The organism is Bradyrhizobium sp. OK095 (assembly GCF_900109945.1).
GTDB lineage: Bacteria > Pseudomonadota > Alphaproteobacteria > Rhizobiales > Xanthobacteraceae > Bradyrhizobium.
The window spans coordinates 126,338-151,690 of the sequence record NZ_FOBX01000008.1 but is presented as its reverse complement, the minus strand read 5'-3'; the positions used below and the strand labels follow the sequence as shown (position 1 = coordinate 151,690).

The following is a 25,353-nucleotide window of genomic DNA, read 5'->3' as shown; positions in this document are numbered from 1 at the left end:
GCCCACCACTCTTGTCGTGCTCGTGGAAAGATGGTGGGCACGGCGCTTTGCGCCTTTGCCCACCCTACGCTCCCAGGAGCCTCACGCCTTCTGCGCGTCCATCACCTTGCGCACGCCCGGCCGATCCGACATGCGCTTGAAATGGTCGGCGATCTTCGGCGTGGCGTTGATGTCGACGCTGTCGCCCTCGAGCCAGGTCGAGAGCGTGTAGAGATAGGGATCGCAGATCGTGAACTGATCGCCCATCACCCAGGGCCCCTTGTACATCTTCTGCTCGATCAGCTTGAAGCAGGCGCCCATGGTCTTCGGGATCATCGCCTTCATGTCGGCGAAAGAGCTCTCCTCGCTCGCCCAGCGCGCGCCGCGCATCTTGTGGGCATGGTTGATGTGCACGGTCGAGCAGAGATAGGAATTGAACGACTGCACCTGGGCAAAATCAAAGGGATCGTCGAGCGGTGCGAGCTTCGCCCTGGGGAAGGTCTGCGCGAGATAGGCGAGCATCGCCGGGGTCTCGGTCAGGACGCCGCGATCGGTCACCAGCGCGGGCACGCGGCCCTTCGGGTTGATCGCGAGATAGTCCGCGCTGTTCTGCTGGTTGGTCTTGAAGCTCAGCCGCTCGGCCGTGTAGTCGGCGCCGGCCTCTTCCAGGGTGATGTAGGTGGCGAGCGCGCAGGTGCCGGTGGCGTAGTAGAGCTTGAGCATGTCTGACCTCATTGGAAAGCTGGAAATTAACGGCTGTCGGCGGCCAGGTCTATAGCACGCCATTCTCAGTGCCGTTGCTCTTCGCAGTTGCCCACATCCGCCCGCCTGTGCCAAGACGCCCGGAATTGGAGGGGGGATTGTCATGACCGTACTCATCGCCGGCGGCGGCATCGGCGGGCTGACGCTTGCGCTCAGCCTGCACGGAATCGGCGTTCCCGTAAAAGTGTTCGAGAGCGTCACCGAGCTGAAGCCGCTCGGGGTCGGCATCAACGTGCTGCCGCATGCGGTGCGCGAGCTGATCGAGCTCGGCCTGATGGACAAGCTCGATGCCAGCGGCGTGCGCACCCGCGAGCTCGCCTATTTCTCCAAGCACGGCAAGCCGATCTGGAGCGAGCCGCGCGGGCTGGAAGCCGGCTACAAATGGCCGCAATTCTCGATCCATCGCGGCACGCTCCAGCAGCTGCTGCTCGACACCGCCATCGAGCGGCTCGGCCGCGACAATATCCTGACCAGCCATCATCTGACCGGCTGGACCGAGACGGCAAACGGCGTGCGCGCCGATTTCATCGACAAGGCGACCGGCAAGGCTGCGGGCACCTACGACGGCACGATCATGATCGCCGCCGACGGCATTCATTCCGCCGCACGAGAAAAGCTCTACCCCAAAGAAGGTCCGCCGATCTGGAACGGCCGCATCCTCTGGCGCGGGGTGACGCCGTCAAAAGCCTTCCTCACCGGCCGGACCATGATCATGGCCGGCCACGAGATTTTGAAATTCGTCTGCTATCCCATTTCGAAGGCGCCGGACGCGTCCGGCAATCATCTGATCAACTGGGTCGCCGAGCGGCACATGCCGCCGACCTATCAATGGCGGCGCGAGGACTATAACCGCACCGCGCGGCTGGAGGAGTTCTTGCCCTGGTTCGAGAGCTGGCAGTTCGATTGGCTCGACGTGCCCGGCCTGATCAGGAACTGCCCGCATGCCTATGAATATCCACTGGTCGACCGCGACCCGGTGTCGCAATGGACCTTTGGCAAGGTCACGCTGATGGGCGACGCCGCACATCCGATGTATCCGATCGGCTCCAACGGCGCCTCGCAGGCGATCCTCGATGCCCGCACCATCACCCGCGAGATCCTGGCGCATGGCCCGACGCAGGCCGCGCTGCTCGCCTATGAGGCCGAGCGGCGGCCCGCGACCACCGACCTCGTCCTGCTCAACCGCAAGAACGGTCCCGAGCAGGTGATGCAGATGGTCGAGGAACGCGCGCCCGACGGTTTTGAGGTCGTCACGGATGTGCTGTCGCAAAAGGAGCTGGAGGACATCGCCGCGAACTACAAGCGCGTCGCGGGGTTCCAGGTCGAAGCGCTGAATGCGAAGCCGGCGATCGTGAGCAAGGATGCGCGCGCGAGGGTTAGCTAATAAGCGAGCCGCGGGCTCCTCTTCACCTCGCCCCGCTTGCGGGGAGAGGTCGGATTGCATCGAAGATGCAATCCGGGTGAGGGGTACAGGTCTCACCATAATCGTATACGCGGAGAGAGCCCCTCACCCCACCCTCTCCCCGTAAGAACGGGGCGAGGGAGTGAGAAACCGGTGCCCGCCTCACCGAAGCACCACCCTCGCCGCCTCCAGCAACCGTTCACTCGCACTCGCCGTCGCCAGCACCGTGCCGTCCTCCGCCATCAGCTTGGCCTCGACGAACGCAATCGTCTTGCCGAGCTGCGTCACCTTTGCCTCGGCGATGATCGGCCCGGGCTTTGCGGGGCTGAGGAAATTCACGGTCATGCTGATGGTGGTGGTGTAGAGCCGGCCCTCGCTCATCACCAGCACGGCGGGGCCCATCGTGTCGTCGAGCATGGCCGAGAGCATGCCGCCCTGGATGAAGCCGGCCGGGTTGCAGAACTCGGGCTTGCCCTCGAAGCGGAGCTTGATCCAGCCGTCCTCGGGACGGGCGTCGAGCAATTGCCATCCCAACAGCTCGGCGCAGGGCGGCCTCTTGAAATTATCCAGCGCCGTCTTGACCATTGAGAGCCTCCATTTCGACGCTCATAGCGCAGTCCTGCTGCCACCTTGATGTCAGCAGAGTGCGCGTCGCCTAGAGATCCAGCGCGTGCGCGATCACCTTGCGCATCACATTGGGCAGCGCCTCGTCGGCCAGCGTCGCGATCGGCACCCAGCGCATGCCTGCGGGTGCGCGGGTGCGGGCTTCTGCCCTCGCCGTGTAGACCACGAGCTCCAGCGGGAAATGCGTGAAGACGTGGGTGACGACGCCCACCTTGCGCTGCCAGCGCGATAACCCCTTCAAGTCCGGCGACTGCTGCTTTGCCGTCGCGTCGTCGTGGCCGGCGAGCCAGTCCGAGCCCGGCACTTCCGTCATGCCGCCAAGCAAGCCCTTTTCGGGCCTCGAGCGGACAAGCAGCTCGTCGCCACGCGTGACGACAAAGGCAGCACCGCGACGCAACGTTCCGCTCTTCTTCGGCGCCTTGCGCGGAAAGGTGTCCTGCGTGCCCTGAACACGCGCGGTGCAATCCTCAGTGAACGGGCATAGCGCGCAGGCCGGCTTCTTCGGCGTGCAGATAGAAGAGCCCAGATCCATCAGCGCCTGCGCGCTATCGCCGGCGCGGGAGTTCGCGAGCAACGTCGCCGCCAATTGCTGGATCAGAGGTTTTGCCTGCGGCAGTTCCTCTTCAACGGCAAAGAGCCGCGACACCACACGCTCGATATTGCCGTCCACCGGCATCGTGTGGCGATCGAAGGCGATCGCCGCGATCGCCGCCGCCGTGTAAGGCCCGATGCCCGGAAGCGCGCGCAGGCCCTCCTCCGTATCCGGAAAGGTGCCGCCATGGTCGCGCGTCACCGCGACCGCGCAGGCATGGAGATTGCGCGCACGCGAGTAATAGCCGAGCCCAGCCCACATCCGCAGCACGTCGTCCTGCGAGGCCAGACCGAGCCCCGTGACATCCGGCCAGCGCGCGACGAATTTCTCGAAGTAAGGACCGACCGCCTTCACCGTGGTCTGTTGGAGCATGATCTCCGACAGCCAGACGCGGTAGGGGTCCGATGTCTCCCCGGGCATCGCGCGCCAGGGCAGACGGCGGCGATGGCGGTCGTACCAGGCGAGCAGCAATGTGGGACGAGCCGATGGCGTATTCGCCGGCGTGCTCCGTTCCTTCTTTCGCGCGGTCGTGGAGGACATTCGCCTTTACTAAAGGAGGATTTCGACTGTGGCCAGCGCGGCCGAACGGTTGCGGGCTATAACGCCTTGCGTTATACACAAGCATGATCCAGAGCTTCGCCAACTCCGAGACAGAGTTGATCTGGTCTGGGCGACGAAGTCGAAAACTGCCGCCCGACATTCAGAATGTCGCTTTGCGAAAACTGCGCTTGTTGAATCAGGCACGCGTATTGGTCGATCTCAGGGTTCCCCCGGGCAACCGGCTCGAAGCGCTGAAAGCTGACCGCCAAGGTCAGCATTCGATCCGGATCAACGATCAGTGGCGCATCTGCTTTGTGTGGGATGACGGAGGACCGAGAAATGTCGAAATCGTCGACTACCACGGCTAGGAACGGGCTCCTCCGCAATCCCCATCCCGGCGAAATCCTGCTGGAGGAGTTTTTGAAGCCGATGGATCTCAGCCAGAACGCGCTGGCGCGCGCCGTTCGCGTGCCGCCACGGCGGATCAACGAGATTGTCCTTGGCAAACGCGACATCACCGCCGACACCGACTTGCGGCTCGCCCGCTATTTCGGTCTGTCGGAGGGCTTTTTCCTGGGGCTCCAGATGGATTACGATCTGATGCAGCGGCGCCGCGAGATCGATCGCGACCTGAAGGCCATCCGGCCCCGCGCGGCAGCATAGCTATGGCCCGTATCTACAAACCCGGCCCCATCAGCGCCAAGCCGCTCGGGATCCTGCTCAACGACGTCTTTGCCGAGGCCTATGCCAAGCAGGGTTTTGCGGCGCGCGAGCTGGTGACACGGTGGGAGCAGATCGCGGGGCCTGAGATCGCCGCCCATGCCGAGCCGCTGAAGATGCAATGGCCGCGGCCGGTCGAAGGCCAGCCGCAGGAGCCGGCGACCCTGGTGCTGCGGGTCGAGGGCCCGATGGCGCTGGAGATCCAGCACTCCGCCGACGTGATCCTGGAGCGGGTCAACCGCTTCTTCGGCTGGAGCGCGGTCGGCAAGCTCGCCTTCCGCCAAGCCCCCCTGTCACGTCCCCGGCGCCCCGTGAGGCCCGGCCCGCCGGACCCCAAGGTGGTGGCCAAGGTGGCGGAGAGCCTGGGCGACATCGAAGATGAACAATTGAAGACGGCGCTGGCGCGGCTCGGGGCCGCCATCAAGCGAAATTGAGCCGCATTTTGCGGTCAATCTGGACCCGTCCCTGCCGCGCGCCATTGCCTCAATCGACGTTTCAAGCTAGCGACAGGCCGCCCGGGCGGGAACTCGATAAAACCCCTGGGGCGAGACCACGCCAATTCGGGAGCCGACCTTGATCATCACCCGCCGCGCCTTCAATACGATGCTGTCGCTGACCGGGCTTGCCGCGGTCGCCGGTTTCTCGCCGCTCCGGTTCATCTCCGATGCCATGATCCCTGAAGCGATGGCGCAGGCCGCCGGCGATGTCTCCAAGCCCGTGTCGCTGCCCGACATGGTGCTTGGTCCCAAGGACGCCGCCGTCACCATCACCGAATTCGCCTCGATGACCTGTCCGCATTGCGCGGCGTTCAACGAGCAGGTGTTCCCCAAGATCAAGTCGGAATACATCGACACCGGCAAGGTGCGTTACATCTTCCGCGAATTCCCGCTGGACATCAAAGCCGCCGCCGGATCGATGCTGTCGCGCTGCATCGCCAAGGACGACGCAGCGAAATACTTTGCCGTCACCGACATGCTGTTCCGCCAGCAGAACGACTGGGTGATGAAGAACACCACCGAGACCCTGACGCGTATCGGCAAGCAGGCCGGCCTCACCCAGCAGCAGGTCGAAGCCTGCCTGAAGGACCAGGCCCTGCTCGACAAGATCGCCGCAGACCAGAAATACGCCAGCGACATTCTCAAGGTCGATTCCACGCCGACCTTCTTCATCAACGGCGAGAAGATCAAGGGCGAGACCTCGTTCGAGGAATTCGCCAAGAAGATCAATCCGCTGCTGAAGAGCTGATTCGCTCTTTCCAAGCCTGATTCGCACATCTCAAGCCGTATCTTTCCCGGCATAAATCCCTTGGGAAAAGCGGCTTTGGCCGGTTGCCCTCGCGACGCACCGCGGCCATTGTCCGACCGCATGAGGCGCCTCGCGCGACTCGCCCGGATAGCGACATTGCCTTCCATGGTATTGTCCCGGCAGGGGGATTCGCGCCTGCCAACAGAGATGCGTGCTTATGAAAATCACCCGCCTGCGCCTTCACGGCTTCAAGTCCTTCGTTGAGGCCACCGACTTCGTCATCGAGCCCGGCCTGACCGGCGTGGTCGGTCCCAACGGCTGCGGCAAGTCGAATCTTGTCGAAGCGCTGCGCTGGGCGATGGGTGAGACCTCGTACAAATCGCTACGCGCCGCCGACATGGACGCGGTGATCTTCGCAGGCTCCGGCAATCGTCCGGCGCGCAACCACGCCGAAGTGACGATGACGATCGACAATGCCGATCGCACCGCGCCGGCGGCAATGAACGACAGCCAGCTGCTCGAAATCTCCCGCCGCATCGAACGTGAAGCCGGCTCGGTCTATCGCATCAACGGCCGCGACGTGCGCGCCCGCGACGTGCAGATCCTGTTCGCCGACGCCGCCACCGGCGCGCGTTCGCCGGCCCTCGTCCACCAGGGCAAGATCGGCGAGATCATCCAGGCCAAGCCCGAGCAGCGCCGCCGCGTGCTGGAAGACGCCGCCGGCGTCGCCGGTCTGCATGCCCGCCGTCATGAGGCCGAGCTGCGGCTGAAGGCGGCAGAGACCAACCTCACCCGCGTCGAGGACGTGATCGGCCAGCTCGCCGGCCAGGTGGAAGGCCTGAAGAAGCAGGCCCGCCAGGCCGTGCGCTATCGCGAGGTCGCGGCCAAGGTCCGCAAGGCCGAAGCAACCCTGTTCCATCTGCGCTGGATCGGCGCCCATGCCGACGTCAGCGAATCCGGCCAGACCCATGATCTCGCCGTCCGCGAGATGGCCGAGCGAACCCTGCACCAGGCCGAAGCCGCCCGTATCCAGGCGATCCGAGCCACCGAAATGCCGGCGCTGCGCGATGCGGAAGCGCGCGCCGCGGCAGGCCTCCAGCGCCTGACCAATGCCCGCGAGCTGCTCGACCGCGAGGAAGAGCGCGCCAAGGAGCGCGTCGCCGAGCTTGAGCGCCGCCTCGCCCAGTTCGAAGGCGACATCTCCCGCGCCCAGCAGCAGACCATGGACGCGGACATCGCGCTCCAACGGCTCGACACCGAAGATTCCGAGCTGAAGGAAGAGATCAAGTCGCGCGTCGAGAAGCGCTCCGGCGTTGACGAGCGCGTCGGCGAAGCCGAGGCGGTGCTGACCGAAACCGAGCAGCAGTTCTCCGAGCTCACCACCGCGCTCGCCGACCTCACCGCCAAGCGCAACCAACTCGAAGCCAACGTCCGCACCCACCGCGACAAGCTCGCCCGGCTCGACCAGGAGATTTCGAACGTCGTCTCGGAGGAGCAGAAGCTCGCCGCGGAGACCGGCGGCTTCGGCGATCTCGACGAGCTGACCGCGACGGTCGAGACTGCGGAGCAGACGCTGGCAGCGTCGGAAGCCGCCGCACAGGCGAGCGAAGCCGCGCACGTCGCCGCCCGCCAAACGCTTGAATCCTCGCGTTCGCCGCTGGTCGAAGCCGACAAGCGCGTGCAGCGGCTCGACACCGAGGCGCGCACGATCTCCAAGATCCTCAACGGCGAGACCAAGAATCTGTGGCCGCCGATCATCGACGGCATCACCGTCGACAAGGGTTTTGAAAAGGCGATCGGCGCAGCCCTCGGCGACGACCTCGACGCGCCCGTCGATCCGTCGGCGCCGATGCGCTGGACCAATGCCGGCGTCACCGACGGCGATCCGGAGCTGCCCGAGGGCGCGGTGCCGCTCGCCAATCATGTTCAGGCTCCAGCCGAGCTGGCGCGCCGCCTGGCCCAGATCGGCGTGGTGCCGCGCGAGCGCGGGGCCGAGCTGGTCTCGCAGCTCAAGACCGGCCAGCGGCTGGTCTCTCCCGAAGGCGACGTCTGGCGCTGGGACGGCTTTGTCGCTGCGGCCCACGCCCCGACTGGCGCCGCACGGCGTCTCGCCGAGCGCGCTCGTCTCGTCGACATCGAGAACGAGCTGGAGCAGGCCCGCATCGACGCGCAGATCAAGCGTGCGGCGCTGGAGAATGCCGAGGCCGAGCTTCAGATGGCGGCCAGCACCGAAGGCGCCAGCCGCGAAGCCTGGCGCGCCGCGCAGCGCGAGCTGAATACAACGCGTGAGCGCCATGCCACGGCCGAGCGCGAGATCAGCCGTCATGCCGCGCGCAAGGCAACGCTGTCGGAAGCGCATAGCCGTCTCGCCGCCGACCGCGCCGAGGCCGAGGCCGCCTACGAATATGCCGAGGCCGGAATCAGCGAGCTGCCGTCGAGCGAGGACACCGAGACCCGTCTCGCCGCCGTCCGCAGCGACATCGAAGGCCATCGCCGCATGGCCGCCCAGGTCCGCGCCGAGGCGCAGGCGCTGGCGCGCGAGGCCGAGCTTGCCGACCGCCGCGTCCAGGCGATCCTCGCCGAGCGCACCGAGTGGCAGAACCGCAAGGAGAGCGCGGCCTCCCATATCGACACTATCCAGACCCGCATCACCGAGGTCGCGATCGAACGCAGCGATCTCGAAAACGCGCCCACCGTGTTTGCCGAGAAGCGCAGCGCGCTGATCACCGAGATCGAGTACGCCGAAAACGACCGCCGCATGGCCGCCGACGCGCTCGCCTCGGCGGAGACCGCGATGGCCGAGACCGATCGCGTCGCGAAGCTGACGTTAGAGGCGCTCTCCAGCTCCCGCGAAGCCACGGCCCGCGCCGAGGAGCGCATGGAAGGTTCGCGGCGCCGGCTCGACGACATCGAGCGCGAGATCCGCGACATGCTCGAAGTCGAGCCGCAGGCCGTCGCTGGTCTGGCCGAGATCGAGCCCGGCGCGGAGCTGCCGCCGCTGCATGACATCGAGGAAGACCTCGAAAAGATGCGCCGCGACCGTGAGCGGCTGGGCGCGGTCAACCTGCGCGCCGAGGAAGAGCTGCGCGAGGTCGAGACCCAGCACACCAGTCTGGTCACCGAGCGCGACGACCTGGTCGAGGCCATCAAGCGGCTGCGCCAGGGCATCCAGAGCCTCAACAAGGAAGCCCGCGAGCGGCTGCTGACCTCGTTCGAGGTCGTCAACAGCCACTTCAAGCGCCTGTTCGTCGAGCTGTTCGGCGGCGGTGAAGCCGCGCTGCATCTGATCGAGAGCGACGACCCGCTGGAAGCCGGCCTCGAGATCATCGCAAAACCCCCGGGCAAGAAGCCGCAGACGCTGTCGCTGCTGTCGGGCGGTGAGCAGGCGCTGACCGCGATGGCGCTGATCTTCGCGGTGTTCTTGACCAACCCCTCGCCGATCTGCGTGCTGGACGAAGTCGACGCGCCGCTCGACGACCACAACGTCGAACGGTACTGCAACCTGCTGCACGAGATGACCAGCTCGACCGACACGCGCTTCATCATCATCACGCACAACCCGATCACGATGGCGCGGATGAACCGCCTCTACGGCGTCACCATGGCCGAGCGCGGCGTCTCGCAACTGGTGTCGGTGAGCCTGTCAGAGGCGGTGGACATTCTCGACCAGAACGTGGCGTGATACAGCTGGCGCAGGAATGACGGTGGGCGGATATGATCTCGCCCACCCTCCCCGCTGAACTCAAGGCCGCCCTCGACGGCAAGCTGCAGGGCTTCTCCCGCACCGACGCCGCGCAGCGATCGCAAAAGATCTCGACCAATTATCGCTCCGGCGGCGGCTCCGGCACCATCAAGTCGGACGCCGATGCGCTCGCCTACGCGCTGGCGCGCATGCCGGCAACCTACGCCGCGGTCGCCGCGAGCCTGAATGCGCTGACCGAGATCGCGCCGGACTTCGCCCCAGAGACACTGCTCGACGTCGGCGCAGGTCCGGGCACCGCGAGCTGGGCCGCCGCAGAGGCGTTTTCATCGCTCCAGGATTTCACACTGCTCGACGTCAACGCCACCCTGAGCCGGTTGGCGCTCGAACTCGCACGCGACAGCACGCGATTGGCAGAATGCCGCTATCTGCCGGGCGATGCCGGCGGTAACCTCGCTGAAGCTTCGCAAGCCGATCTCGTCGTTGCGAGCTACGTCATCGGCGAGCTCAGCGAAACCGATCAGCGCAAGCTCGCAGAGGCGATGTGGGCGAAAGCGCGCCACGCGCTGATCGTGATCGAGCCCGGCACGCCCGCCGGCTATGCCCGCATCCTCGCGCTGCGCCAGCAACTGGTCGCAGCGGGTGCCTTCGTCGCCGCACCCTGCCCGCACGAAAAGCCCTGCCCGCTCATCGCGCCCGACTGGTGCCATTTCTCCCAGCGCCTGCCGCGCTCGCAAGCGCATCGGCAGATCAAGGGCGCCGACGTGCCGTTCGAGGATGAGCGCTTCATCTACGTCGCCCTGACTCGCGCAGCGCCCGCGAGCCGTGCCGCGCGCGTGCTGGCGCCGCCGGATGTCGGCAAGGCCGAGATCGCGGCGAAGCTCTGCACCGAACAAGGCGTCGAACTCGCGAAGGTCGCGCGGCGCGACAAGGCCGCCTATGCAGGCGCCCGTCGCTGGCGTTGGGGCGCTGCCGTCCTGTCCGAAAGTTAACCTCGTTCCCCGCTTTTGCCTTGAACTCGGATCCCCCCAGATCCGACCAAGTCTTACCTCTTCTCTGCGCCGGGGCTCTCGCTCCGCGCCAATTTGGTCTAGGCTGCGCCCGCCTTCTTCCCCCTTCAGGAGTTCTCCATGTCGACCGGCTGGATCGTTCTCGGCGTTATCGTCGTCCTCGTGTTCCTGGCGTTCAGCGCCTACAACCGCCTGGTGGCGCTGGGCCAGCGCGTCGGCCAGGCCTTTGCCGATATCGACGTGCAGCTCAAGCAACGCCACGACCTGGTCCCGAACCTGGTCGAGACGGTGAAGGGCTATGCCTCGCATGAGCGCGGCACGCTCGACGAGGTCGTCAAGGCGCGCAACTCAGCGATATCGGCGCAGGGACCGGCGCAGGTGTCCGCCGCCGAGAACCAGCTCTCCGGCGCACTCGGCCGGCTGATCGCATTGTCGGAGGCCTATCCGGACCTCAAGGCCAACACCAATTTCCAGCAGTTGGCGAGCGAACTCTCCGACCTCGAGAACAAGATCGCGGCGAGCCGCCGCTTCTTCAACAGCGCGGTCCAGGAATACAACACCGGTATCCAACAGATGCCCGCCGCTCTGTTCGCCGGCATGTTCGGCTTCACCAAGAAGGACTTCTTCGATCTCGGCGCCAGCCGCACCGAGGTCGAGGCCGCGCCTCAGGTGAAGTTCTGAGTTGAGCCGATAGGCCGGCAGGGCAGCGCGTCATGGCCGCGTATGGTCTCTACACGCACATCGCCTCGAACAAATTTCGTTCGATGCTGCTGCTCGCCGGCCTGTTCGCGCTCATCTATGTGCTGGTCTATGCCGGCGCGCTGGTCGCCGAAGTCGTCATCAACGGCAATGAAACCGTCGTCTACTATCTGAACCGAGCTTTCTACGACCTGCTCAAGGCCGCGCCGTTCGCGACGATCGCAGCGGCCGCGTGGATCGTGATCGCCTACTTCTTCCACCAGTCGATGATCGACGCGGTGACCGGCGGACACGACGTCACCCGGCAGGAGGAGCCGCGGCTCTACAATCTGCTCGAAAATCTCTGCATCTCGCGCGGCATCACCATGCCGAAGCTGAAGATCATGGAGAGCCCGGCGCTGAACGCATTCGCGACCGGCCTCAATCCCAGGCAATATTCGGTCACCGTCACCACCGGTCTCCTTGGCGCGCTGAACGACAAGGAGATCGAGGCGGTGCTGGGCCACGAGCTGACCCACATCAAGAACGGCGACGTCCAGCTCATGGTGGTCGCCGTCATCATCGCCGGCGTGGTCGGCTTCTTCGGTGAATTGTTCTTCCGCCTGTTCACGAATTTCAGCTGGAGTTCGGGCGGCGGCTCGTGGTCGTCGGGCTCCTCCTCGTCCTCGCGATCATCCTCGTCATCAAGCGACAGCAAGAGCTCCGGCGGCGGCGCGGTGATCGTGATCATCATCGCGGTCGTGCTGATCGTGGTGGCGTGGCTGATGTCGCAGGTGGTGAAGCTGGCGCTGTCGCGGTCGCGCGAATATCTCGCCGACGCCGGCTCGGTCGAGTTGACCAAAGACCCCGACGCCATGATCTCGGCGCTGCGCAAGATCGAGAACCGCGGCGAGCTGCCCGGGGCGACCTCGGCCGTGATGGAGCTGTGCGTGGACAATCCGCGCGAGGGCTTTGCCGATCTGTTTGCCACCCACCCGTCGGTGCAGTCGAGAGTCGATGCGCTGGTCAAGTTCGCCGGCGGTCACGATCCCGGCCCGCTGCCGCCGCCCACTGAGGAGACGGACGAGCCCGAGGCGCAGGCCGACCAGCAGGACGCCCCACCGCCGGTGCCACAGGGGCCCTGGAACGACGCAGGCGGCTCGGCGAGTCCGCCGCCTGTGCCTGCGCCCAGCCCCGCCGGAACCTCAGCGGGCAGCCCAATCAATCCCATGGGTCCCTGGGGCCGCCATTGACGGCGTAATTTGCTGCCACGTGCGGCAGGTTTCGGGACGCTTGGGAAAAACTCCGGGAATTGCCGCACCCGAGTGCCAGAGATTTGAATTCTCCCTTGTTTCTGCCATGTTCGCGCCCAACAGCAGACTCGGGACATCGATTTGGGCCCCGGCCGGTTGCGACCAGCAATCGGAGGGCGCGTTAGGGGACAGCAATGGCAAAGCCGGCAGTGGTTGTGGTGGGCGCGGACAAGGGCGGGGTCGGCAAGACCACGGTCTCGCGCACCCTGCTCGATTATTTCTCCGCCAACAACGTGCCGACCCGCGCCTTCGACACGGAGTCGCCGCGTGGAACGCTGAAGCGCTTCCACCCTGACATCACCGAGATCGTCGACATGACGACGACGGCCGATCAGATGAAGATCTTCGACACGCTCAACGCCTCGAGCCCGTCGGTGACCGTGATCGACGTTCGCGCCGGCCTGCTCTCACCGGCTCTGGCCTCTCTGCGCGACATCGGCTTCCTGGACGCCGCCAAGGCCGGCCAGATCACCTTCGCGGTGTTCCACATCCTCGGACCCTCGATCGCCTCGCTGGACGAAATCGCCGAGACCGCAGGCTTCATGGGCGGCGCAAAATATTTCCTGGTGAAGAACTTCATCAACGACACCCAGTTCTTCCAATGGGACCAGGCGACTTACCAATCGTATTTCAACCGCATCAAGGACGCGACCGAGCTGACGATCCCCAAGCTCAACGAAATGGCCTATGAGCAGGTCGAGGTGTCCTCCGTCCCGTTCCTGAAATTCGTCGCCAACAAGGGTATCCACGACGAAGCCGCGAACTATTCGTTCGTGCTGCGCGGTTATGTCCGGCACTGGCTGGCGAATGTCTGGAGCGAGTTTGACCGCATCCGCCTGACCGACATCGTCGGCTCCAAGCCCACCACCCGCAGCGAAAAATAGTTGCGCAGTCCGGGCGGATACGGCTGGATTGGGCGGTAAGTTCGCTCAGATAATAGTTCGTGATGCCCGCGACACCCCTCTACATCATCTGCTCGCCCCGCCCGCAGGTCGGCAAGACCCTGCTGGCGCGGCTATTGAGCGAATTTTTGCTGCTGAAGAACGGCAACGTCACGGCCTTCGACGTCAATCTGAAGGAGCCATCGCTGCTCGACTATTTGCCGAAGATCACGGAAACCGCCGACGTGATCGACACCTACGGCAAGATGCAGCTGATGGACCGCGTCATCGTCGATGACGGCCTTGCCAAGGTGATCGACCTCGGCTTCCACGCCTTCGACGAGTTCTTCAAGATGACCGACGAGATCGGCCTGCTGAAGGAAGCGGCACGCCGACACGTCGCGCCGATGATCATGTTCGTCGCCGACACCGACCGCGTCTCGGCCCGCGCCCATGAGATGCTGCGGGACCAGATCCCGCGGATGAACCTGATCACGGTGGACAACGAGCACATCGTCCGCGGCGAGCTTCCGGCCGCGATGGCGGCTGGGCGGGTGTTCCGCCTGCCGGCGCTGCCCGGCTTCCTGAAGACCTATGTCGATCGGCAGAACTTCTCCTTCACCGGCTACCTCCGTCAGGAGAAAGACTCGTCCACCGAGCTGCATCAGTGGATCCGGCGAAATTATCTCGCCTTCCGCGAGCTCGAGCTCAGCCTGATTTTGCAGCGGTCGTAAAATATTTTACCCGGATAATATTGACCTGAGGCCCCCACTGCCGTTACTGAGTTTTCGCAACAGCGTCCCTCAGCAAGGCCCCTCCTCGTGACCATCGACCGGAAAGCAGCGACCGCCGCCTACAAGGAGCGGAAAACCATCGCAGGCATCTACGTCGTCCGCTGCACGGCCTCGGGCGAGGCCTGGGTCGGTCAGGCGCCTAACCTCGAGACGATCCAGAACCGCATCTGGTTCTCGCTGCGCCAGGGCAGCCACACCTGCCGCAGCCTTCAGGCCGCCTGGAACGCGCATGGCGAGGCAGGCCTGACGTTTGGCGAATGCGAACGTCTGGAGGATGAGGAGACCGCCTATGTCAGGAACGCGCTCCTGAAGGAGCGCGTCCTGCATTGGCGGGCTGAACTGAAGGCCGAGGCGATCTGACGCGCTCAATGCCCGTCGAAGGTCATCAGCGTGCGCACCGGCACGTCCATGGCGCGCAGCTTGGCGGCGCCGCCGAGCTCGGGCAGGTCGATGATGAAGCAGGCCGCCACGACATTGGCGCCGATCTGCCGCAGCAGTTTGACTGCGCCCTCCGCGGTGCCGCCGGTGGCGATGAGATCGTCGACCAGGATGACGCGCTCGCCGGGCGAGATGGCGTCGACATGCATCTCCATCTCGTCGATGCCGTATTCGAGCGAGTACGCGATCCGCACGGTGGTGTGCGGCAGCTTGCCTTTCTTGCGGATCGGCACGAAGCCCGCCGAGAGCTGATGCGCCACCGCGCCGCCGATAATGAAGCCGCGCGCCTCCATGCCGGCGACCTTGTCGATCTTGTTGCCGGCCCAGGGATTGACGAGCTCATCCACCGCGCGGCGGAATGCGCGCGCGTCCGCGAGCAAGGTCGTGATGTCGCGGAACATGATCCCCGGCTTGGGATAGTCGGGAATAGCGCGGACGCTCGCCTTCAGATCGTGGTCCAAGGTCATCGGTGCCTCTCAATCAACGCGCGCATCCAGCCGGAAGGCGTTTTCTACAATACGCAGACCCACCTCGTTGCCCAGCGACATCAGCGATTCCGGATGGAATTGCACGCCGGCGACGGGCAGGGTCTTGTGCTCGAGCGCCATGGCGACGCCGTCCTCGGTGCTGGCCGTAACAGACAGAACCTCCGGCATGCTGTCGCGCTCGACGAAGAGCGAGTGATAGCGGCCGATGACGATCTCGTTCGGCAGATTGCGCATCAGCCGTCCGCCGCGGACCTGCACCCGCGAAGGCCGACCATGGGCGGGATGGGTGAGCTGGCCGAGCTCGCCGCCAAAATATTCGCCGATCGCCTGCACACCGAGGCAGACGCCGAACACGGGCAGCTTCTTCTCCAGCGCCGCGTCGATCGTCTTCTTGATCCCGAAATCCTCCGGGCGCCCCGGGCCGGGCGACAGCACCAGCAAGTCCCATTTTTTTCGCTTGAGCATGTCGAGCGCATGCACGTGGCGGACCACGGTGACGTCGGCGCCGACCTGGCGGAAATAATCGGCGAGCATGTGCACAAAGCTGTCGTCGTGATCGATCAGCAGCACCTGCTTGCCCGAGCCGGTCGCATCGGGTGCGAAGGTCGACAGCGGCTTTGGCGGATCGCCGCGCAACGCCTGGAACAGCGCGGCAGCCTTGACCTGACACTCGCGGTCTTCGGCGGCGGGATCTGAATCGAACAGGCAGGTGGCGCCGACGCGCACTTCGGCGAGGCCATCCTTCATGCGGATGGTACGGATGGTGAGGCCGGTGTTGATGCTGCCGTCAAAGTTCACCGCGCCGATCGCACCCGCATACCAACGGCGCGGCGAGCGTTCGTGATCCTCGACGAACTGCATCGCCCAGAGCTTTGGTGCGCCTGTCACGGTGACGGCCCAAGCGTGAGTGAGAAACGCATCGAGCGCGTCGAAGCCCGGGCGCAGCATGCCCTCGACATGGTCGACGGTGTGGAACAGCTTTGAGTAGGTCTCGATCTGCCGGCGCGCCAAGACCTTGATCGTGCCGGGAACGCAGACGCGCGCCTTGTCGTTGCGGTCGACGTCGGTGCACATGTTGAGCTCGAACTCGTCCTTCTCCGAGTTCAGGAGCTGGCGGATCTGCTCGGCGTCGCCGATCGCATCGGTGCCGCGCGCGATCGTGCCCGAGATCGGACAGGTCTCGACGCGGCGCCCGTCGGAGCGCACGAACATCTCCGGCGAGGCCGAGACGAGAAACTCGCCGTCGCCGAGATTCATCAGCGCGCCGTAGGGCGACGGGTTGATGACGCAGAGGCGCTGGAACACTTCGGCCGGCGAGCGCTCGCAGGGCTCGGCGAACAGTTGCCCCGGCACGGCCTCAAAGAGATCACCACGCGCGAAGGCCGCGCGCGCGGTCTCGACCGTCGCCTGATATTCACCGGGCGCGTGATCGGCAAAGCCCTGGCGCGGCGTCTTCTGGTACGGGCTCTCGGCGTTCTCGTGCGGCAGGCCTGCGGTGGATCGGCCCTTCCAGGCGAAATCGTAGGTGAGCACCACGCCGCGGCCGGTGGCGCGGTCATAGGCGAGCAGACGATCGGGCACATAGAGCACGATGTCGCGTTGATCGCTCTCTCGCGCGCGCTTCTGCACGATGTCCTCGATCTGGAACACGAGGTCATAGGCGAAGGCGCCGAACAGGCCGAGCAGCCCATCGTCATTGGCGGAGAAAGCGGCGACGAGATCGCGCACCAGCGACATCACGCTGGCACGGCGCGTCCGCTGGTCTTCCTCGATCGGCGCATCGCCGCGGATGATGTGGCCGGCAAGGCGCGTGTCGGTCTTCTCGGAGATCACGACGCAGGGCTCGCGCAGCACGTCGGCGAGGAAGGCGATCAGCACCTCGCCGCGCGCATTCAGCGCTTCCAGCTTGAAATTGACGCCAGTGGTTTCGAGCTTGAGCGGCGGATCGGAGAAGCCGATGTCGAAGCTCTCGTAGCGGCCGGGCACGGTCGTGCCCGAGGACAGCACCACGCCGCGGCGGCGGTCGAGCAGGTTGATGAGATCATCGAGCCGGTTGGCGCCGCCGGTAAACTGCTCCGCCACGCGCGTGATCGCGAGACCGCCGCGGGTCAAATAATCGCTTCGGGCCGGGAGGGCAAAGACTGTCCTGTTCATGTCGTCCTCTTACGAAACTTGCCGAGGGAACGCCACACAGGACAAACGATAAGGCCGCCGCACTGTGCAGGCGACCTCAGACGATTTTGGGAGAATAAATCGCACCGGCCACCTCTTAGGAGGTGCGCCACCAAAGACGGGATGGGCAGGCTGCGGTGCTCATGGGCGGATACTCACCATGGCCGGGAGGCGGCGTCAAGGGTGGCCCGGCTCCATCCTGGCTACGGGTCAAAGGCCACAGCGCTTCCAAAGGGCTGCCATCTCAGCATCACTAGCGAACTCGCCGCGCTCTGCTTGGGCGAGGCCTTCGAGAATGGCTGCCCGGTGCTCATCCGGGACCGTGAAGACCTCGCGTTTCTGACGCTTTTCATCTTCGGATAGGTCTGCCACGGCCCTACCCCAAATGCTTCCGGAAAAACTCCGTCGCCCTGCCCCAGGCGAGCTCCGCGGCTTCGCGGTCGTGCACGGCCTGGCGCTGCTCGTTGACGAAGGCGTGCTCGGCGTCATAGCGGAACAGCTCCAGCGACTTGCCGGCGGCCTTCATGGCCTTTTCGAAGCCGTTGACCAGCTCCGGCGTGCACCAATCGTCCTTGTTGGCGAAATGGGCCTGGAGCGGGATCTTGACGTCGGCGGGCTTGGCGGCCTGCTCCGGCGGAATGCCGTAGAACACGACGCCGGCCGCGAGCTCCGGCACATGCACCGAGCCGATGATGGTGACGGCGCCGCCGAGGCAGAAGCCTGTCAGCCCGACCTTGGCGCCGTTGCGCGACAGATATTGCGTGGCGCCGCGCACCGTCTGCGTGGTGGCATCCATGAAGTCGAGCGAGTTCATCTCTTTGCCGGCCGCGTCCGTGTCGTGATACGGTACCACCTTGCCCTTGTAGAGATCGGGCGCGAGCGCATCGAAACCGGCCAGCGCAAAGCGGTCGCACATCCCCTTGATCTGGTCCGACAGCCCCCACCATTCCTGGATCACGACCACGCAAGGCGCATTGCCGCGCGCGGCGTTGGCGAGATAGCCCGAGGCGTCCTTGCCGTCCGGGCGCTTGAAGGTGATGACGGTTCCCATGGTGTCCTCCGACGAGTTTCTGGGGAGTGGTTGACGCTATTTTGGCGGGTGAGCGCGCAATAGGCAATCGCACCAAACAACACACGCGCGTGTGCAACAAAAAAGCCCCCTTGCGGGGGCTTTTTCATGTCTCGGCTTGCACCGCTCAGTGCGAGCTGGCCCAGACCTTCTTCTTCGTGAAGTACATCAGGCCCGCGAAGATGATCAGGAAGATGAACACCTGGAAGCCCATGCGCTTGCGCGCTTCCATGTGCGGCTCGGCGGTCCACATCAGGAACGTGGTGACGTCCTTGGCGTACTGCGCGACCGTCGCCGGCGAGCCGTCGTCATAGGTCACCTGGCCGTCGCTGAGCGGCTTCGGCATCTTGATGGCGTGGCCCGGGAAGTACTTGTTGTAGTAGGAGCCCTCGGGGATGGTCACGCCTTCCGGCACCTTCTCCTCAAAACCCTGGAGCACCGCCGCGACGTAGTCCGGGCCCTGCTCCTGGTACTGGCTGAAGAAGTCGACCAGGAACATCGGGAAACCGCGACCATAGGAACGCGCCTTGGTGATCAGCGACAGATCGGGCGGTGCCGCCCCGCCGTTCGCCGCACGCGCTGCCTGCTCGTTCGGAAATGGCGAGGGGAAGTAGTCGGCCACCCGGCCCGGGCGCTCGAACATGTCGCCGGCGTCGTTCGGACCGTCCTTGATCTTGTAGTCGGAGGCGAACGCTGCGGCCTGTGCCACCGAATAGCTGGGTCCGCCGGCGTCCGCGAGGTTGCGGAAGGCGATGTAGGACAGGCCGTGGCAGCTGGAGCAGACTTCCTTGTAGACCTTGAGGCCGCGCTGGAGCGCGCCGCGATCATAATGGCCGAAAGGGCCGGCGAACGACCATTTGTTGCCCGGCGGCTTGGTGCCGCCTTCCTCGGCGCGTGCATCCTGCAACGTACCGAGGAACAGCGCGCCGGCTGCGACGAGCACGACCGCGATGGAGGCCGCAGCCTTGCCGCCCTTGGCAAGGATCGCCTCCGAGATCGAGTTCGGCACCGGCCGCGGCGTCTCGATGCGCGAGAGCAGCGGCAGCACGATCAGGAAGTAGGCGAAGTAGCAGAACGTCAGGACCCGGCCGGCGATCACGTAGATGCCCTCCGGCGGCTGCGCGCCGAGATAGCCGAGCAGGATGCAGACCGCGACGAAGATCCAGAAGAACTGTTTTGCCAGCGGCCGGTACTTCGACGACTTCGTCTTCGCTGCGTCCAGCCAGGGCAGGAAGCACAGGATGATGATCGCCGAGAACATCCCGATGACGCCCGCGAGCTTGTTCGGGATCGAGCGCAGGATCGCGTAGAACGGCAGGTAATACCATTCCGGCACGATGTGCGGCGGCGTCACGCCCGGATTCGCCGGAATGTAGTTGTCGGCGTCGCCGAGATAGTTTGGCATGTAGAAGATGAACCAGGCGTAGAGCAGCATGAAGCAGGCGACGCCGAAACCATCCTTGATGGTCGCGTGCGGCGTGAACGGCACCGTGTCCTTTTCCGTCTTCGGCTCGACGCCGTCAGGATTGTTCTGGCCGGCAACATGCAGCGCCCAGACGTGCAGCACGACGACGCCCGCGATCAGGAACGGCAGCAGATAGTGCAGCGAGAAGAAGCGGTTCAGCGTCGGATTGCCGACGGAGAAGCCACCCCACAGCAGCGTCACGATGCTTTCGCCGACATAGGGAATGGCGGAGAACAGATTGGTGATGACGGTGGCGCCCCAGAAGCTCATCTGGCCCCACGGCAGCACGTAGCCCATGAAGCCCGTCGCCATCATCAGCAGGTAGATGATGACGCCGAGGATCCAGAGCACCTCGCGCGGCTCCTTGTAGGAGCCGTAATAGAGGCCGCGCAGCATGTGGACGTAGACCGCGAAGAAGAACATCGACGCGCCGCAGGCGTGCATGTTGCGCAGCAGCCAGCCGTAATTGACGTCACGGACCAGCAGCTCGACCGATTTGAAGGCGAGATCGGCATGCGGCGTGTAGTGCATCGCCAGGATCACGCCGGTCAGGATCTGCATCCCCAGCATGAAGGAGAGGATGGCGCCGAAGGTCCACCAATAGTTCAGATTGCGCGGAGTGGGATAGACGACGAAGGAGGAATGGACGAGACCCATGATCGGCAGACGTCGCTCGATCCATTGCAGGGCCGGATTGCTCGGCTTGAATTCAGATGGTCCGCTCATGATGCGATCCTGAGGAAATAAAACGACGAGACGGCGCGAAGCTTCGGACGCGGGTCCGAAGCTCAGCCGATCTGGATTTTGGTGTCGGAAACGAACTGGTACGGCGGCACCGGCAGGTTTGCGGGCGCGGGCCCCTGGCGGATGCGGCCGGACGAATCGTACTGCGAACCATGGCAGGGGCAGAAGAACCCGTCGTAATTGCCTTCATGGGCGATCGGGATGCAGCCGAGATGGGTGCAGATGCCGATCACGACCAGCCACTGGTCATGGCCGGCCTTGACCCGGGCCTCGTCGGTCTGCGGATCGGGCAGGCTCGCCACCGGAACGGCGCGCGCCTCGTCGATCTGCTTCTTGGTGCGATGGCTGATGTAGATCGGCTTGCCGCGCCAGAACACCTTGATGTCCTGCCCCTCGGCGACCGGGCTGAGATCGACCTCGATCGGCGCACCGGCCGCGATGGTCGACGCATCAGGATTCATTTGAGAGATGAAGGGCCAGAGCGCGGCTGCGCCCCCTACTGCAGCAGCTGCCCCCGTTGCAACGAATAAGAAATCACGGCGTGTCGGATGGTCCGCCGAAGACGCTGTCGTCACGATTCCAACCCTTTCTTCTTATGCTGCCGGTGGAACCCCTCCAGGAGCCCCCAAGGTCCCCAGAACGATCAGCCGGCGCCCGCGGCCCCCCGCGGCGGCAGAACTTGGCTCGTCCCCGCCAAAACAAGGCGAAAACAGCAGTCCAGAATCATTCTATTGGCACCCTTGCCGGGCGAGCGCAAGCTCGCTAACGGCGTGGGGGCGTGCAATGCACGAATTCCGCGGCCAGCGATGTTTTATTGAGACATTTCCGGCCAGCACCGCCCCCGATACAGCCCATGCAGATCGCACTTTTCCAACCCGACATCGCCCAGAACACCGGCACGATTCTCAGGCTCTGCGCCTGTCTGGGCATGGCTGCCCATATCATCGAACCGGCGGGCTTCCCCGTCTCCGACCGCCTGTTCCGCCGGGCGGGAATGGATTACCTCGACCATGTCAGCCTCATCAGGCACGACTCCTGGTCGAAATTCGAGGAGTGGCGCGCGGCACAGGGAACTCGCCTGCTGCTGTTCACCACCAAGGCCGCCACCGACTACCGCGATTTTCATTACCAGACGTCGGACATCCTGCTATTCGGGCGCGAGAGCGCCGGGGTCACCGACGCGGTGGTCGAGGCCGCGGATGCGCGGCTGGTGATCCCGATCAATCCGGGGCTGCGGTCGCTCAATGTCGCCATGACCGCGGCGATGGCCGCAGGCGAGGCGCTGCGGCAGACCCGGACCCCGCAAGTCTGAGATGTTGAGGAGAGACGATTGAGTTACGCGGTCAAGGAAATCTTCCTGACCCTGCAAGGCGAAGGCGCCCATGCCGGACGCGCGTCCGTGTTTTGCCGTTTTGCCGGCTGCAACCTCTGGAGCGGCCGGGAGGCCGACCGCGCTGAGGCGACGTGTCAGTTCTGCGACACGGATTTCGTCGGCACCGACGGCACGCTCGGCAGACGCTATGCAACGGCTGCGGAGCTCGCCGACACCATCGCCGCGCAATGGACAGCCTCCTCCGACAATCGCTACGCGGTGCTCACCGGCGGCGAGCCGCTGCTCCAGCTCGACGACGCACTGATCAACGCGCTCCATGCGCGCGGCTTCGAGATCGGCGTCGAGACCAACGGGACGATTGAAGCGCCCGCAGGACTCGACTGGATCTGCGTCAGCCCCAAGGGCGGCAGCGAACTCGTCCAGCGCCGCGGCCACGAGCTGAAGCTGGTCTATCCGCAGGCGCTCGCCGTGCCAGAGACGTTCGAGGATCTCCCCTTCGAGCGCTTCTCGCTCCAGCCGATGGACGGACCCGAGGTCATCCAGAATACCGCACGTGCGATCGACTATTGCCTGCGCCATCCGCAATGGCGGCTCAGCGTGCAGACACATAAGTCGCTCGGCATCAGATAGGATTGGTTTTCGAACAGATGTGGGAATTGACGAAATCGTTCCGCTTCGAGGCGGCGCATTCGCTGACGGGAACGACCTTTGGCGCGGCGAGCGAAGAAATCCACGGCCACTCCTTCCGCGCCGAAGTGACCGTGCGCGGCACGCCGGACCCCAAGACCGGCATGGTGATTGATCTCGGCCTGCTCCAGCGCGCGATCGAGGAGGTTCGGCTCACGCTGGACCACAAGTTCCTCAACAAGATCGAGGCGCTGGGCACACCGACGCTGGAAAACCTGTCGCGCTTCGTCTGGGAGCGGCTACAGCATATCGGCAAGCTCACCCGCGTCAGCATCCACCGCGATAGTTGCTACGAGAGCTGCACCTATTACGGTCCGCAAGAGCTAACAGAATGACATCCACATTGGACGCCTCAACGATCGAAGACCGCAAGGCCCGCGCCCGCGCCTGGTTCGAGCGCTTGCGCGACGACATCTGCGAAAGCTTCGAGCGGCTCGAGGACGACGCGCCGCAAAGCCTCTATCCGGGCGAGGCCGGTCGCTTCAAACGCACGCCGTGGCAGCGCACCGATCACACGGGCGCGGCCGGCGGCGGCGGCGTGATGTCGATGATGTCTGGTCGCCTGTTCGAGAAGGTCGGCGTGCACTGCTCGACCGTGCACGGCGAATTCGCGCCCGAGTTTCGTGCGCAGATCCCGGGCGCCGCGGACGATCCGAAATTCTGGGCCTCCGGCATCTCGCTGATCGCGCATCACCGCAATCCGCACGTGCCGGCCGTGCACATGAACACGCGCTTCGTCGTCACCACAAAAGCCTGGTTCGGCGGCGGTGCCGATCTCACGCCGGTACTCGACCGCCGGCGCACGCAGAACGATCCCGACACGCTCGCCTTTCACGGCGCGATGAAAGAGGCATGCACACAGCCCAACGGCGTCGCCGACTACGACAAATACAAGAAGTGGTGCGACGAATACTTCTATCTGCCGCACCGGAAAGAGGCGCGCGGCATCGGCGGCATCTTCTACGACTGGCATGACGGCGGCGACTGGGATGCCGACCTCGCCTTCACCCAGGATGTCGGCCGCGCCTTCCTTAAGATTTACCCTGACATCGTCAGGCGCAATTTCGCGAGCGCCTGGACGGATGAGGACCGCGAGGAGCAATTGATCCGCCGCGGCCGCTATGTCGAATTCAACCTGCTCTACGACCGCGGCACCATCTTCGGGCTCAAGACCGGCGGCAATGTGGACTCCATCCTGTCGTCGCTGCCGCCCGAGGTGAAATGGCCATGACCACTGCAATGAAGCCCGCATCGAAGCCGCTGCCGCGCGCGATGCTGATCGACATGGACGACACCATCCTGTCGGCCTATGGCCGCCCCGAGATTGCCTGGAACACGATCACGAACGAATTTGCCGAGGAGCTTGCACCGCTGCCGCCGCAGCAGGTTGCAACGACGGTGCTGGCCTTCGCGAAAAACTTCTGGGCCAATGCGGACGCCTCGTGGCGGATGAAACTCGCCGAAGCGCGACACCTGACGGTCAAGGGCGGCTTTGCCGCGCTTGCAGCCGCCGGTCACCGCGCACTATCAGACGATCTCGCCATTCGCCTCGCCGACCGCTTCACCACCTATCGCGAGGAAGCGATCTTCGTTTTCCCCGGCGCGCATGATGCGATCGACGCGTTCAGGGCCCGCGGCATCAAGCTCGCGCTGGTCACCAACGGCGCCGCCGACATGCAACGTGCCAAGGTCGAGCGCTTCGAGTTGACCCATCGCTTCGACCACATCCAGATCGAGGGCGAGCACGGTTTCGGCAAGCCCGAGGAGCGCGCCTATCTGCACGCGATGGAGGCGCTCGGCGTCACCGCGGAAGATACCTGGATGATCGGCGACAATCTGGAATGGGAAGTCGTGACGCCGCAGCGCCTCGGCATCTATGCGATCTGGATCGACGTGCATGGCGACGGCCTGCCCGAGGGATCGACCGTCAAGCCCGACCGCATCATCCGCTCGCTGACCGAGCTGGTGCCGGATCGGGCCTAACCAGGGCGCGAAAACAAAATATCGAAAAACAACCCCATGCACAGTAGCCGGCCGCTATAATTTCAACGGCTTGCCGCAAGCGCAAGGTTTTTGCGGATTTTACGAAACCCTTTGACACGTCGGGCAAAACAGGGGCATGATGGCATCGTTGCGACGCGTGCCCCGGCAGCTTCCTTGCGGCCATCCTTCGAGACGCCCGCTTGGGCGGGCTCCTCAGGATGAGGGCTTGTTTCGCAACGAAATCATCGACCCTCATGGTGAGGAGCCCGCCAAAGCGGGCGTCTCGAACCATGCAGGCCGAGTTCATCCTGCAGTCTTCAGCCGCCCTGTGATGCCCGACCCGCAGCGCGTGGTCGGCGTGTCATGCCGCACTGCTAACTTCTCTCGTCTATTAACTCGAAAGGACCATCCATGGAATTAAAAGCCGGCGATATCGTCATGTTGAAATCCGGCGGGCAGCCGCTGACCGTCGCCGAAGTCAAGGGCGACGACGTGGTCTGTCTCTGGATGGGCGTCGAAGGCGACCTGTTCCGCGAGACACTGCCGCTCGCCGTGCTCGAACAGCTGGAAGAGCTCGACGAGGATGACGAGGACGAAGATGATGAGGACGAAGACGAGGAATAGGCACGCCTGAGACCGCGTCCTCGTTAGATCGGAGCGCCCAGCTCCGCCGCGCCTGATGTCCGCTTCTCCGCCAATAACGGCGCATGAGCGGACATCGCCGAGCGCCTTGA

General features: G+C 64.7%; 26 protein-coding genes. 18 read left to right on the top strand and 8 right to left on the bottom strand.

The window, feature by feature from the left end:
- Positions 1-81 precede the first annotated feature (81 nt).
- Positions 82-702, bottom strand: coding sequence for a glutathione S-transferase family protein (locus BMW89_RS21865; RefSeq protein ID WP_092029077.1), 621 nt, complete (start codon positions 700-702; stop codon positions 82-84).
- A gap of 142 nt (positions 703-844) precedes the next feature.
- Between BMW89_RS21865 and BMW89_RS21860 the strand changes: the two genes are divergently transcribed.
- Positions 845-2,125, top strand: a complete 1,281-nt coding sequence (locus BMW89_RS21860; protein WP_092029076.1) for a flavin-dependent oxidoreductase — start codon at positions 845-847, stop codon at positions 2,123-2,125.
- A gap of 180 nt (positions 2,126-2,305) precedes the next feature.
- On the opposite strand, the gene BMW89_RS21855 is transcribed toward BMW89_RS21860, so the two are convergent.
- Entirely contained in the window at positions 2,306-2,728 is a 423-nt protein-coding gene (locus BMW89_RS21855; protein WP_092029075.1) for a PaaI family thioesterase, read from the bottom strand.
- A 70-nt stretch (positions 2,729-2,798) separates the two neighbouring features.
- A complete protein-coding gene (gene mutY / locus BMW89_RS21850; RefSeq protein ID WP_092029074.1) occupies positions 2,799-3,899 on the bottom strand; it encodes an A/G-specific adenine glycosylase in 1,101 nt (366 codons plus the stop codon).
- 83 nt (positions 3,900-3,982) lie between these two features.
- Here mutY and BMW89_RS21845 point away from each other — a divergent pair, with 83 nt between their 5' ends.
- From BMW89_RS21845 to BMW89_RS21795, 11 genes are all read left to right on the top strand, one after another.
- Entirely contained in the window at positions 3,983-4,267 is a 285-nt protein-coding gene (locus BMW89_RS21845; RefSeq protein WP_092029073.1) for a type II toxin-antitoxin system RelE/ParE family toxin, read from the top strand.
- Positions 4,239-4,562, top strand: coding sequence for a HigA family addiction module antitoxin (locus tag BMW89_RS21840; protein ID WP_092029072.1), 324 nt, complete (start codon positions 4,239-4,241; stop codon positions 4,560-4,562). The genes BMW89_RS21845 and BMW89_RS21840 overlap by 29 nt, the downstream gene beginning before the upstream one ends.
- 2 nt (positions 4,563-4,564) lie before the next feature.
- Positions 4,565-5,053, top strand: coding sequence for a DUF721 domain-containing protein (locus BMW89_RS21835; protein WP_092029071.1), 489 nt, complete (start codon positions 4,565-4,567; stop codon positions 5,051-5,053).
- Between the two features lie 139 nt (positions 5,054-5,192).
- The gene (locus BMW89_RS21830; RefSeq protein ID WP_092029070.1) at positions 5,193-5,864 is read left to right on the top strand and encodes a DsbA family protein; all 672 of its coding nucleotides are present in this window, start codon (positions 5,193-5,195) and stop codon (positions 5,862-5,864) included.
- A gap of 217 nt (positions 5,865-6,081) precedes the next feature.
- On the top strand, positions 6,082-9,546 hold the full coding sequence (smc, locus tag BMW89_RS21825; protein ID WP_092029069.1) for a chromosome segregation protein SMC: 3,465 nt from the start codon (positions 6,082-6,084) through the stop codon (positions 9,544-9,546).
- Positions 9,547-9,578: 32 nt separating this feature from the next.
- On the top strand, positions 9,579-10,556 hold the full coding sequence (locus BMW89_RS21820; RefSeq protein WP_092029068.1) for a small ribosomal subunit Rsm22 family protein: 978 nt from the start codon (positions 9,579-9,581) through the stop codon (positions 10,554-10,556).
- Between the two features lie 138 nt (positions 10,557-10,694).
- Entirely contained in the window at positions 10,695-11,255 is a 561-nt protein-coding gene (locus BMW89_RS21815; RefSeq protein WP_092029067.1) for a LemA family protein, read from the top strand.
- Between the two features lie 32 nt (positions 11,256-11,287).
- Positions 11,288-12,505, top strand: a complete 1,218-nt coding sequence (locus BMW89_RS21810; RefSeq protein WP_092029066.1) for a M48 family metallopeptidase — start codon at positions 11,288-11,290, stop codon at positions 12,503-12,505.
- A gap of 194 nt (positions 12,506-12,699) precedes the next feature.
- Positions 12,700-13,449 carry a P-loop NTPase family protein gene (locus tag BMW89_RS21805; RefSeq protein WP_092029065.1) on the top strand — a complete coding sequence of 250 codons (750 nt, stop codon included), beginning with the start codon at positions 12,700-12,702 and terminating at the stop codon, positions 13,447-13,449.
- Positions 13,450-13,511: 62 nt separating this feature from the next.
- Positions 13,512-14,180 carry a hypothetical protein gene (locus BMW89_RS21800; protein ID WP_177196231.1) on the top strand — a complete coding sequence of 223 codons (669 nt, stop codon included), beginning with the start codon at positions 13,512-13,514 and terminating at the stop codon, positions 14,178-14,180.
- An 87-nt stretch (positions 14,181-14,267) separates the two neighbouring features.
- Positions 14,268-14,600 carry a GIY-YIG nuclease family protein gene (locus BMW89_RS21795; RefSeq protein WP_092029063.1) on the top strand — a complete coding sequence of 111 codons (333 nt, stop codon included), beginning with the start codon at positions 14,268-14,270 and terminating at the stop codon, positions 14,598-14,600.
- Positions 14,601-14,605: 5 nt separating this feature from the next.
- On the opposite strand, the gene BMW89_RS21790 is transcribed toward BMW89_RS21795, so the two are convergent.
- The 5 genes from BMW89_RS21790 to petA form a co-directional block, all read right to left on the bottom strand.
- Complete coding sequence (locus BMW89_RS21790; RefSeq protein ID WP_092029062.1) at positions 14,606-15,145, bottom strand: adenine phosphoribosyltransferase; 540 nt, start codon at positions 15,143-15,145, stop codon at positions 14,606-14,608.
- A 9-nt stretch (positions 15,146-15,154) separates the two neighbouring features.
- Positions 15,155-17,320 (bottom strand): anthranilate synthase component I, encoded by a 2,166-nt coding sequence (locus tag BMW89_RS21785; RefSeq protein ID WP_092029061.1) that lies wholly within the window; start codon positions 17,318-17,320, stop codon positions 15,155-15,157.
- A 394-nt stretch (positions 17,321-17,714) separates the two neighbouring features.
- Entirely contained in the window at positions 17,715-18,389 is a 675-nt protein-coding gene (locus BMW89_RS21780) for a dienelactone hydrolase family protein (RefSeq protein ID WP_092029060.1), read from the bottom strand.
- 145 nt (positions 18,390-18,534) lie between these two features.
- Complete coding sequence (gene fbcH / locus BMW89_RS21775) at positions 18,535-20,598, bottom strand: cytochrome b/c1 (protein ID WP_092029059.1); 2,064 nt, start codon at positions 20,596-20,598, stop codon at positions 18,535-18,537.
- Between the two features lie 62 nt (positions 20,599-20,660).
- The gene (gene petA / locus BMW89_RS21770; protein ID WP_092029058.1) at positions 20,661-21,191 is read right to left on the bottom strand and encodes a ubiquinol-cytochrome c reductase iron-sulfur subunit; all 531 of its coding nucleotides are present in this window, start codon (positions 21,189-21,191) and stop codon (positions 20,661-20,663) included.
- Between the two features lie 278 nt (positions 21,192-21,469).
- On the opposite strand from petA, the gene BMW89_RS21765 reads away from it, so the two are divergent.
- The 6 genes from BMW89_RS21765 (at position 21,470) to BMW89_RS21740 (ending at position 25,243) form a co-directional block, all read left to right on the top strand.
- Entirely contained in the window at positions 21,470-21,928 is a 459-nt protein-coding gene (locus BMW89_RS21765) for a tRNA (cytidine(34)-2'-O)-methyltransferase (RefSeq protein ID WP_092029057.1), read from the top strand.
- A gap of 18 nt (positions 21,929-21,946) precedes the next feature.
- Positions 21,947-22,579 (top strand): 7-carboxy-7-deazaguanine synthase, encoded by a 633-nt coding sequence (gene queE, locus BMW89_RS21760; RefSeq protein WP_092029056.1) that lies wholly within the window; start codon positions 21,947-21,949, stop codon positions 22,577-22,579.
- 17 nt (positions 22,580-22,596) lie between these two features.
- On the top strand, positions 22,597-22,971 hold the full coding sequence (locus tag BMW89_RS21755) for a 6-pyruvoyl trahydropterin synthase family protein (RefSeq protein ID WP_092029323.1): 375 nt from the start codon (positions 22,597-22,599) through the stop codon (positions 22,969-22,971).
- Positions 22,968-23,867, top strand: a complete 900-nt coding sequence (gene hemF / locus BMW89_RS21750) for an oxygen-dependent coproporphyrinogen oxidase (RefSeq protein WP_092029055.1) — start codon at positions 22,968-22,970, stop codon at positions 23,865-23,867. The genes BMW89_RS21755 and hemF overlap by 4 nt, the downstream gene beginning before the upstream one ends.
- The gene (locus BMW89_RS21745; RefSeq protein WP_177196230.1) at positions 23,858-24,619 is read left to right on the top strand and encodes an HAD family hydrolase; all 762 of its coding nucleotides are present in this window, start codon (positions 23,858-23,860) and stop codon (positions 24,617-24,619) included. Before hemF ends, BMW89_RS21745 begins: the two co-directional genes overlap by 10 nt.
- A gap of 411 nt (positions 24,620-25,030) precedes the next feature.
- On the top strand, positions 25,031-25,243 hold the full coding sequence (locus tag BMW89_RS21740) for a DUF2158 domain-containing protein (protein ID WP_092029054.1): 213 nt from the start codon (positions 25,031-25,033) through the stop codon (positions 25,241-25,243).
- The last annotated feature ends 110 nt before the right edge of the window (positions 25,244-25,353 follow it).

Coding starts and splice junctions, on each gene's coding strand:
- BMW89_RS21860 (WP_092029076.1), top strand. CDS start 845: ATGACCGTACTCATCGCCGGCGGCGGCATCGGCGGGCTGACGCTTGCG.
- BMW89_RS21755 (WP_092029323.1), top strand. CDS start 22,597: ATGTGGGAATTGACGAAATCGTTCCGCTTCGAGGCGGCGCATTCGCTG.
- BMW89_RS21740 (WP_092029054.1), top strand. CDS start 25,031: ATGGAATTAAAAGCCGGCGATATCGTCATGTTGAAATCCGGCGGGCAG.
- BMW89_RS21765 (WP_092029057.1), top strand. CDS start 21,470: ATGCAGATCGCACTTTTCCAACCCGACATCGCCCAGAACACCGGCACG.
- fbcH (WP_092029059.1), bottom strand. CDS start 20,598: ATGAGCGGACCATCTGAATTCAAGCCGAGCAATCCGGCCCTGCAATGG.
- BMW89_RS21800 (WP_177196231.1), top strand. CDS start 13,512: ATGCCCGCGACACCCCTCTACATCATCTGCTCGCCCCGCCCGCAGGTC.
- BMW89_RS21810 (WP_092029066.1), top strand. CDS start 11,288: ATGGCCGCGTATGGTCTCTACACGCACATCGCCTCGAACAAATTTCGT.
- BMW89_RS21790 (WP_092029062.1), bottom strand. CDS start 15,145: ATGACCTTGGACCACGATCTGAAGGCGAGCGTCCGCGCTATTCCCGAC.
- BMW89_RS21815 (WP_092029067.1), top strand. CDS start 10,695: ATGTCGACCGGCTGGATCGTTCTCGGCGTTATCGTCGTCCTCGTGTTC.
- BMW89_RS21845 (WP_092029073.1), top strand. CDS start 3,983: ATGATCCAGAGCTTCGCCAACTCCGAGACAGAGTTGATCTGGTCTGGG.
- BMW89_RS21855 (WP_092029075.1), bottom strand. CDS start 2,728: ATGGTCAAGACGGCGCTGGATAATTTCAAGAGGCCGCCCTGCGCCGAG.
- hemF (WP_092029055.1), top strand. CDS start 22,968: ATGACATCCACATTGGACGCCTCAACGATCGAAGACCGCAAGGCCCGC.
- smc (WP_092029069.1), top strand. CDS start 6,082: ATGAAAATCACCCGCCTGCGCCTTCACGGCTTCAAGTCCTTCGTTGAG.
- BMW89_RS21865 (WP_092029077.1), bottom strand. CDS start 702: ATGCTCAAGCTCTACTACGCCACCGGCACCTGCGCGCTCGCCACCTAC.
- BMW89_RS21780 (WP_092029060.1), bottom strand. CDS start 18,389: ATGGGAACCGTCATCACCTTCAAGCGCCCGGACGGCAAGGACGCCTCG.
- mutY (WP_092029074.1), bottom strand. CDS start 3,899: ATGTCCTCCACGACCGCGCGAAAGAAGGAACGGAGCACGCCGGCGAAT.
- BMW89_RS21785 (WP_092029061.1), bottom strand. CDS start 17,320: ATGAACAGGACAGTCTTTGCCCTCCCGGCCCGAAGCGATTATTTGACC.
- BMW89_RS21820 (WP_092029068.1), top strand. CDS start 9,579: ATGATCTCGCCCACCCTCCCCGCTGAACTCAAGGCCGCCCTCGACGGC.
- BMW89_RS21840 (WP_092029072.1), top strand. CDS start 4,239: ATGTCGAAATCGTCGACTACCACGGCTAGGAACGGGCTCCTCCGCAAT.
- BMW89_RS21805 (WP_092029065.1), top strand. CDS start 12,700: ATGGCAAAGCCGGCAGTGGTTGTGGTGGGCGCGGACAAGGGCGGGGTC.
- BMW89_RS21745 (WP_177196230.1), top strand. CDS start 23,858: ATGGCCATGACCACTGCAATGAAGCCCGCATCGAAGCCGCTGCCGCGC.
- BMW89_RS21835 (WP_092029071.1), top strand. CDS start 4,565: ATGGCCCGTATCTACAAACCCGGCCCCATCAGCGCCAAGCCGCTCGGG.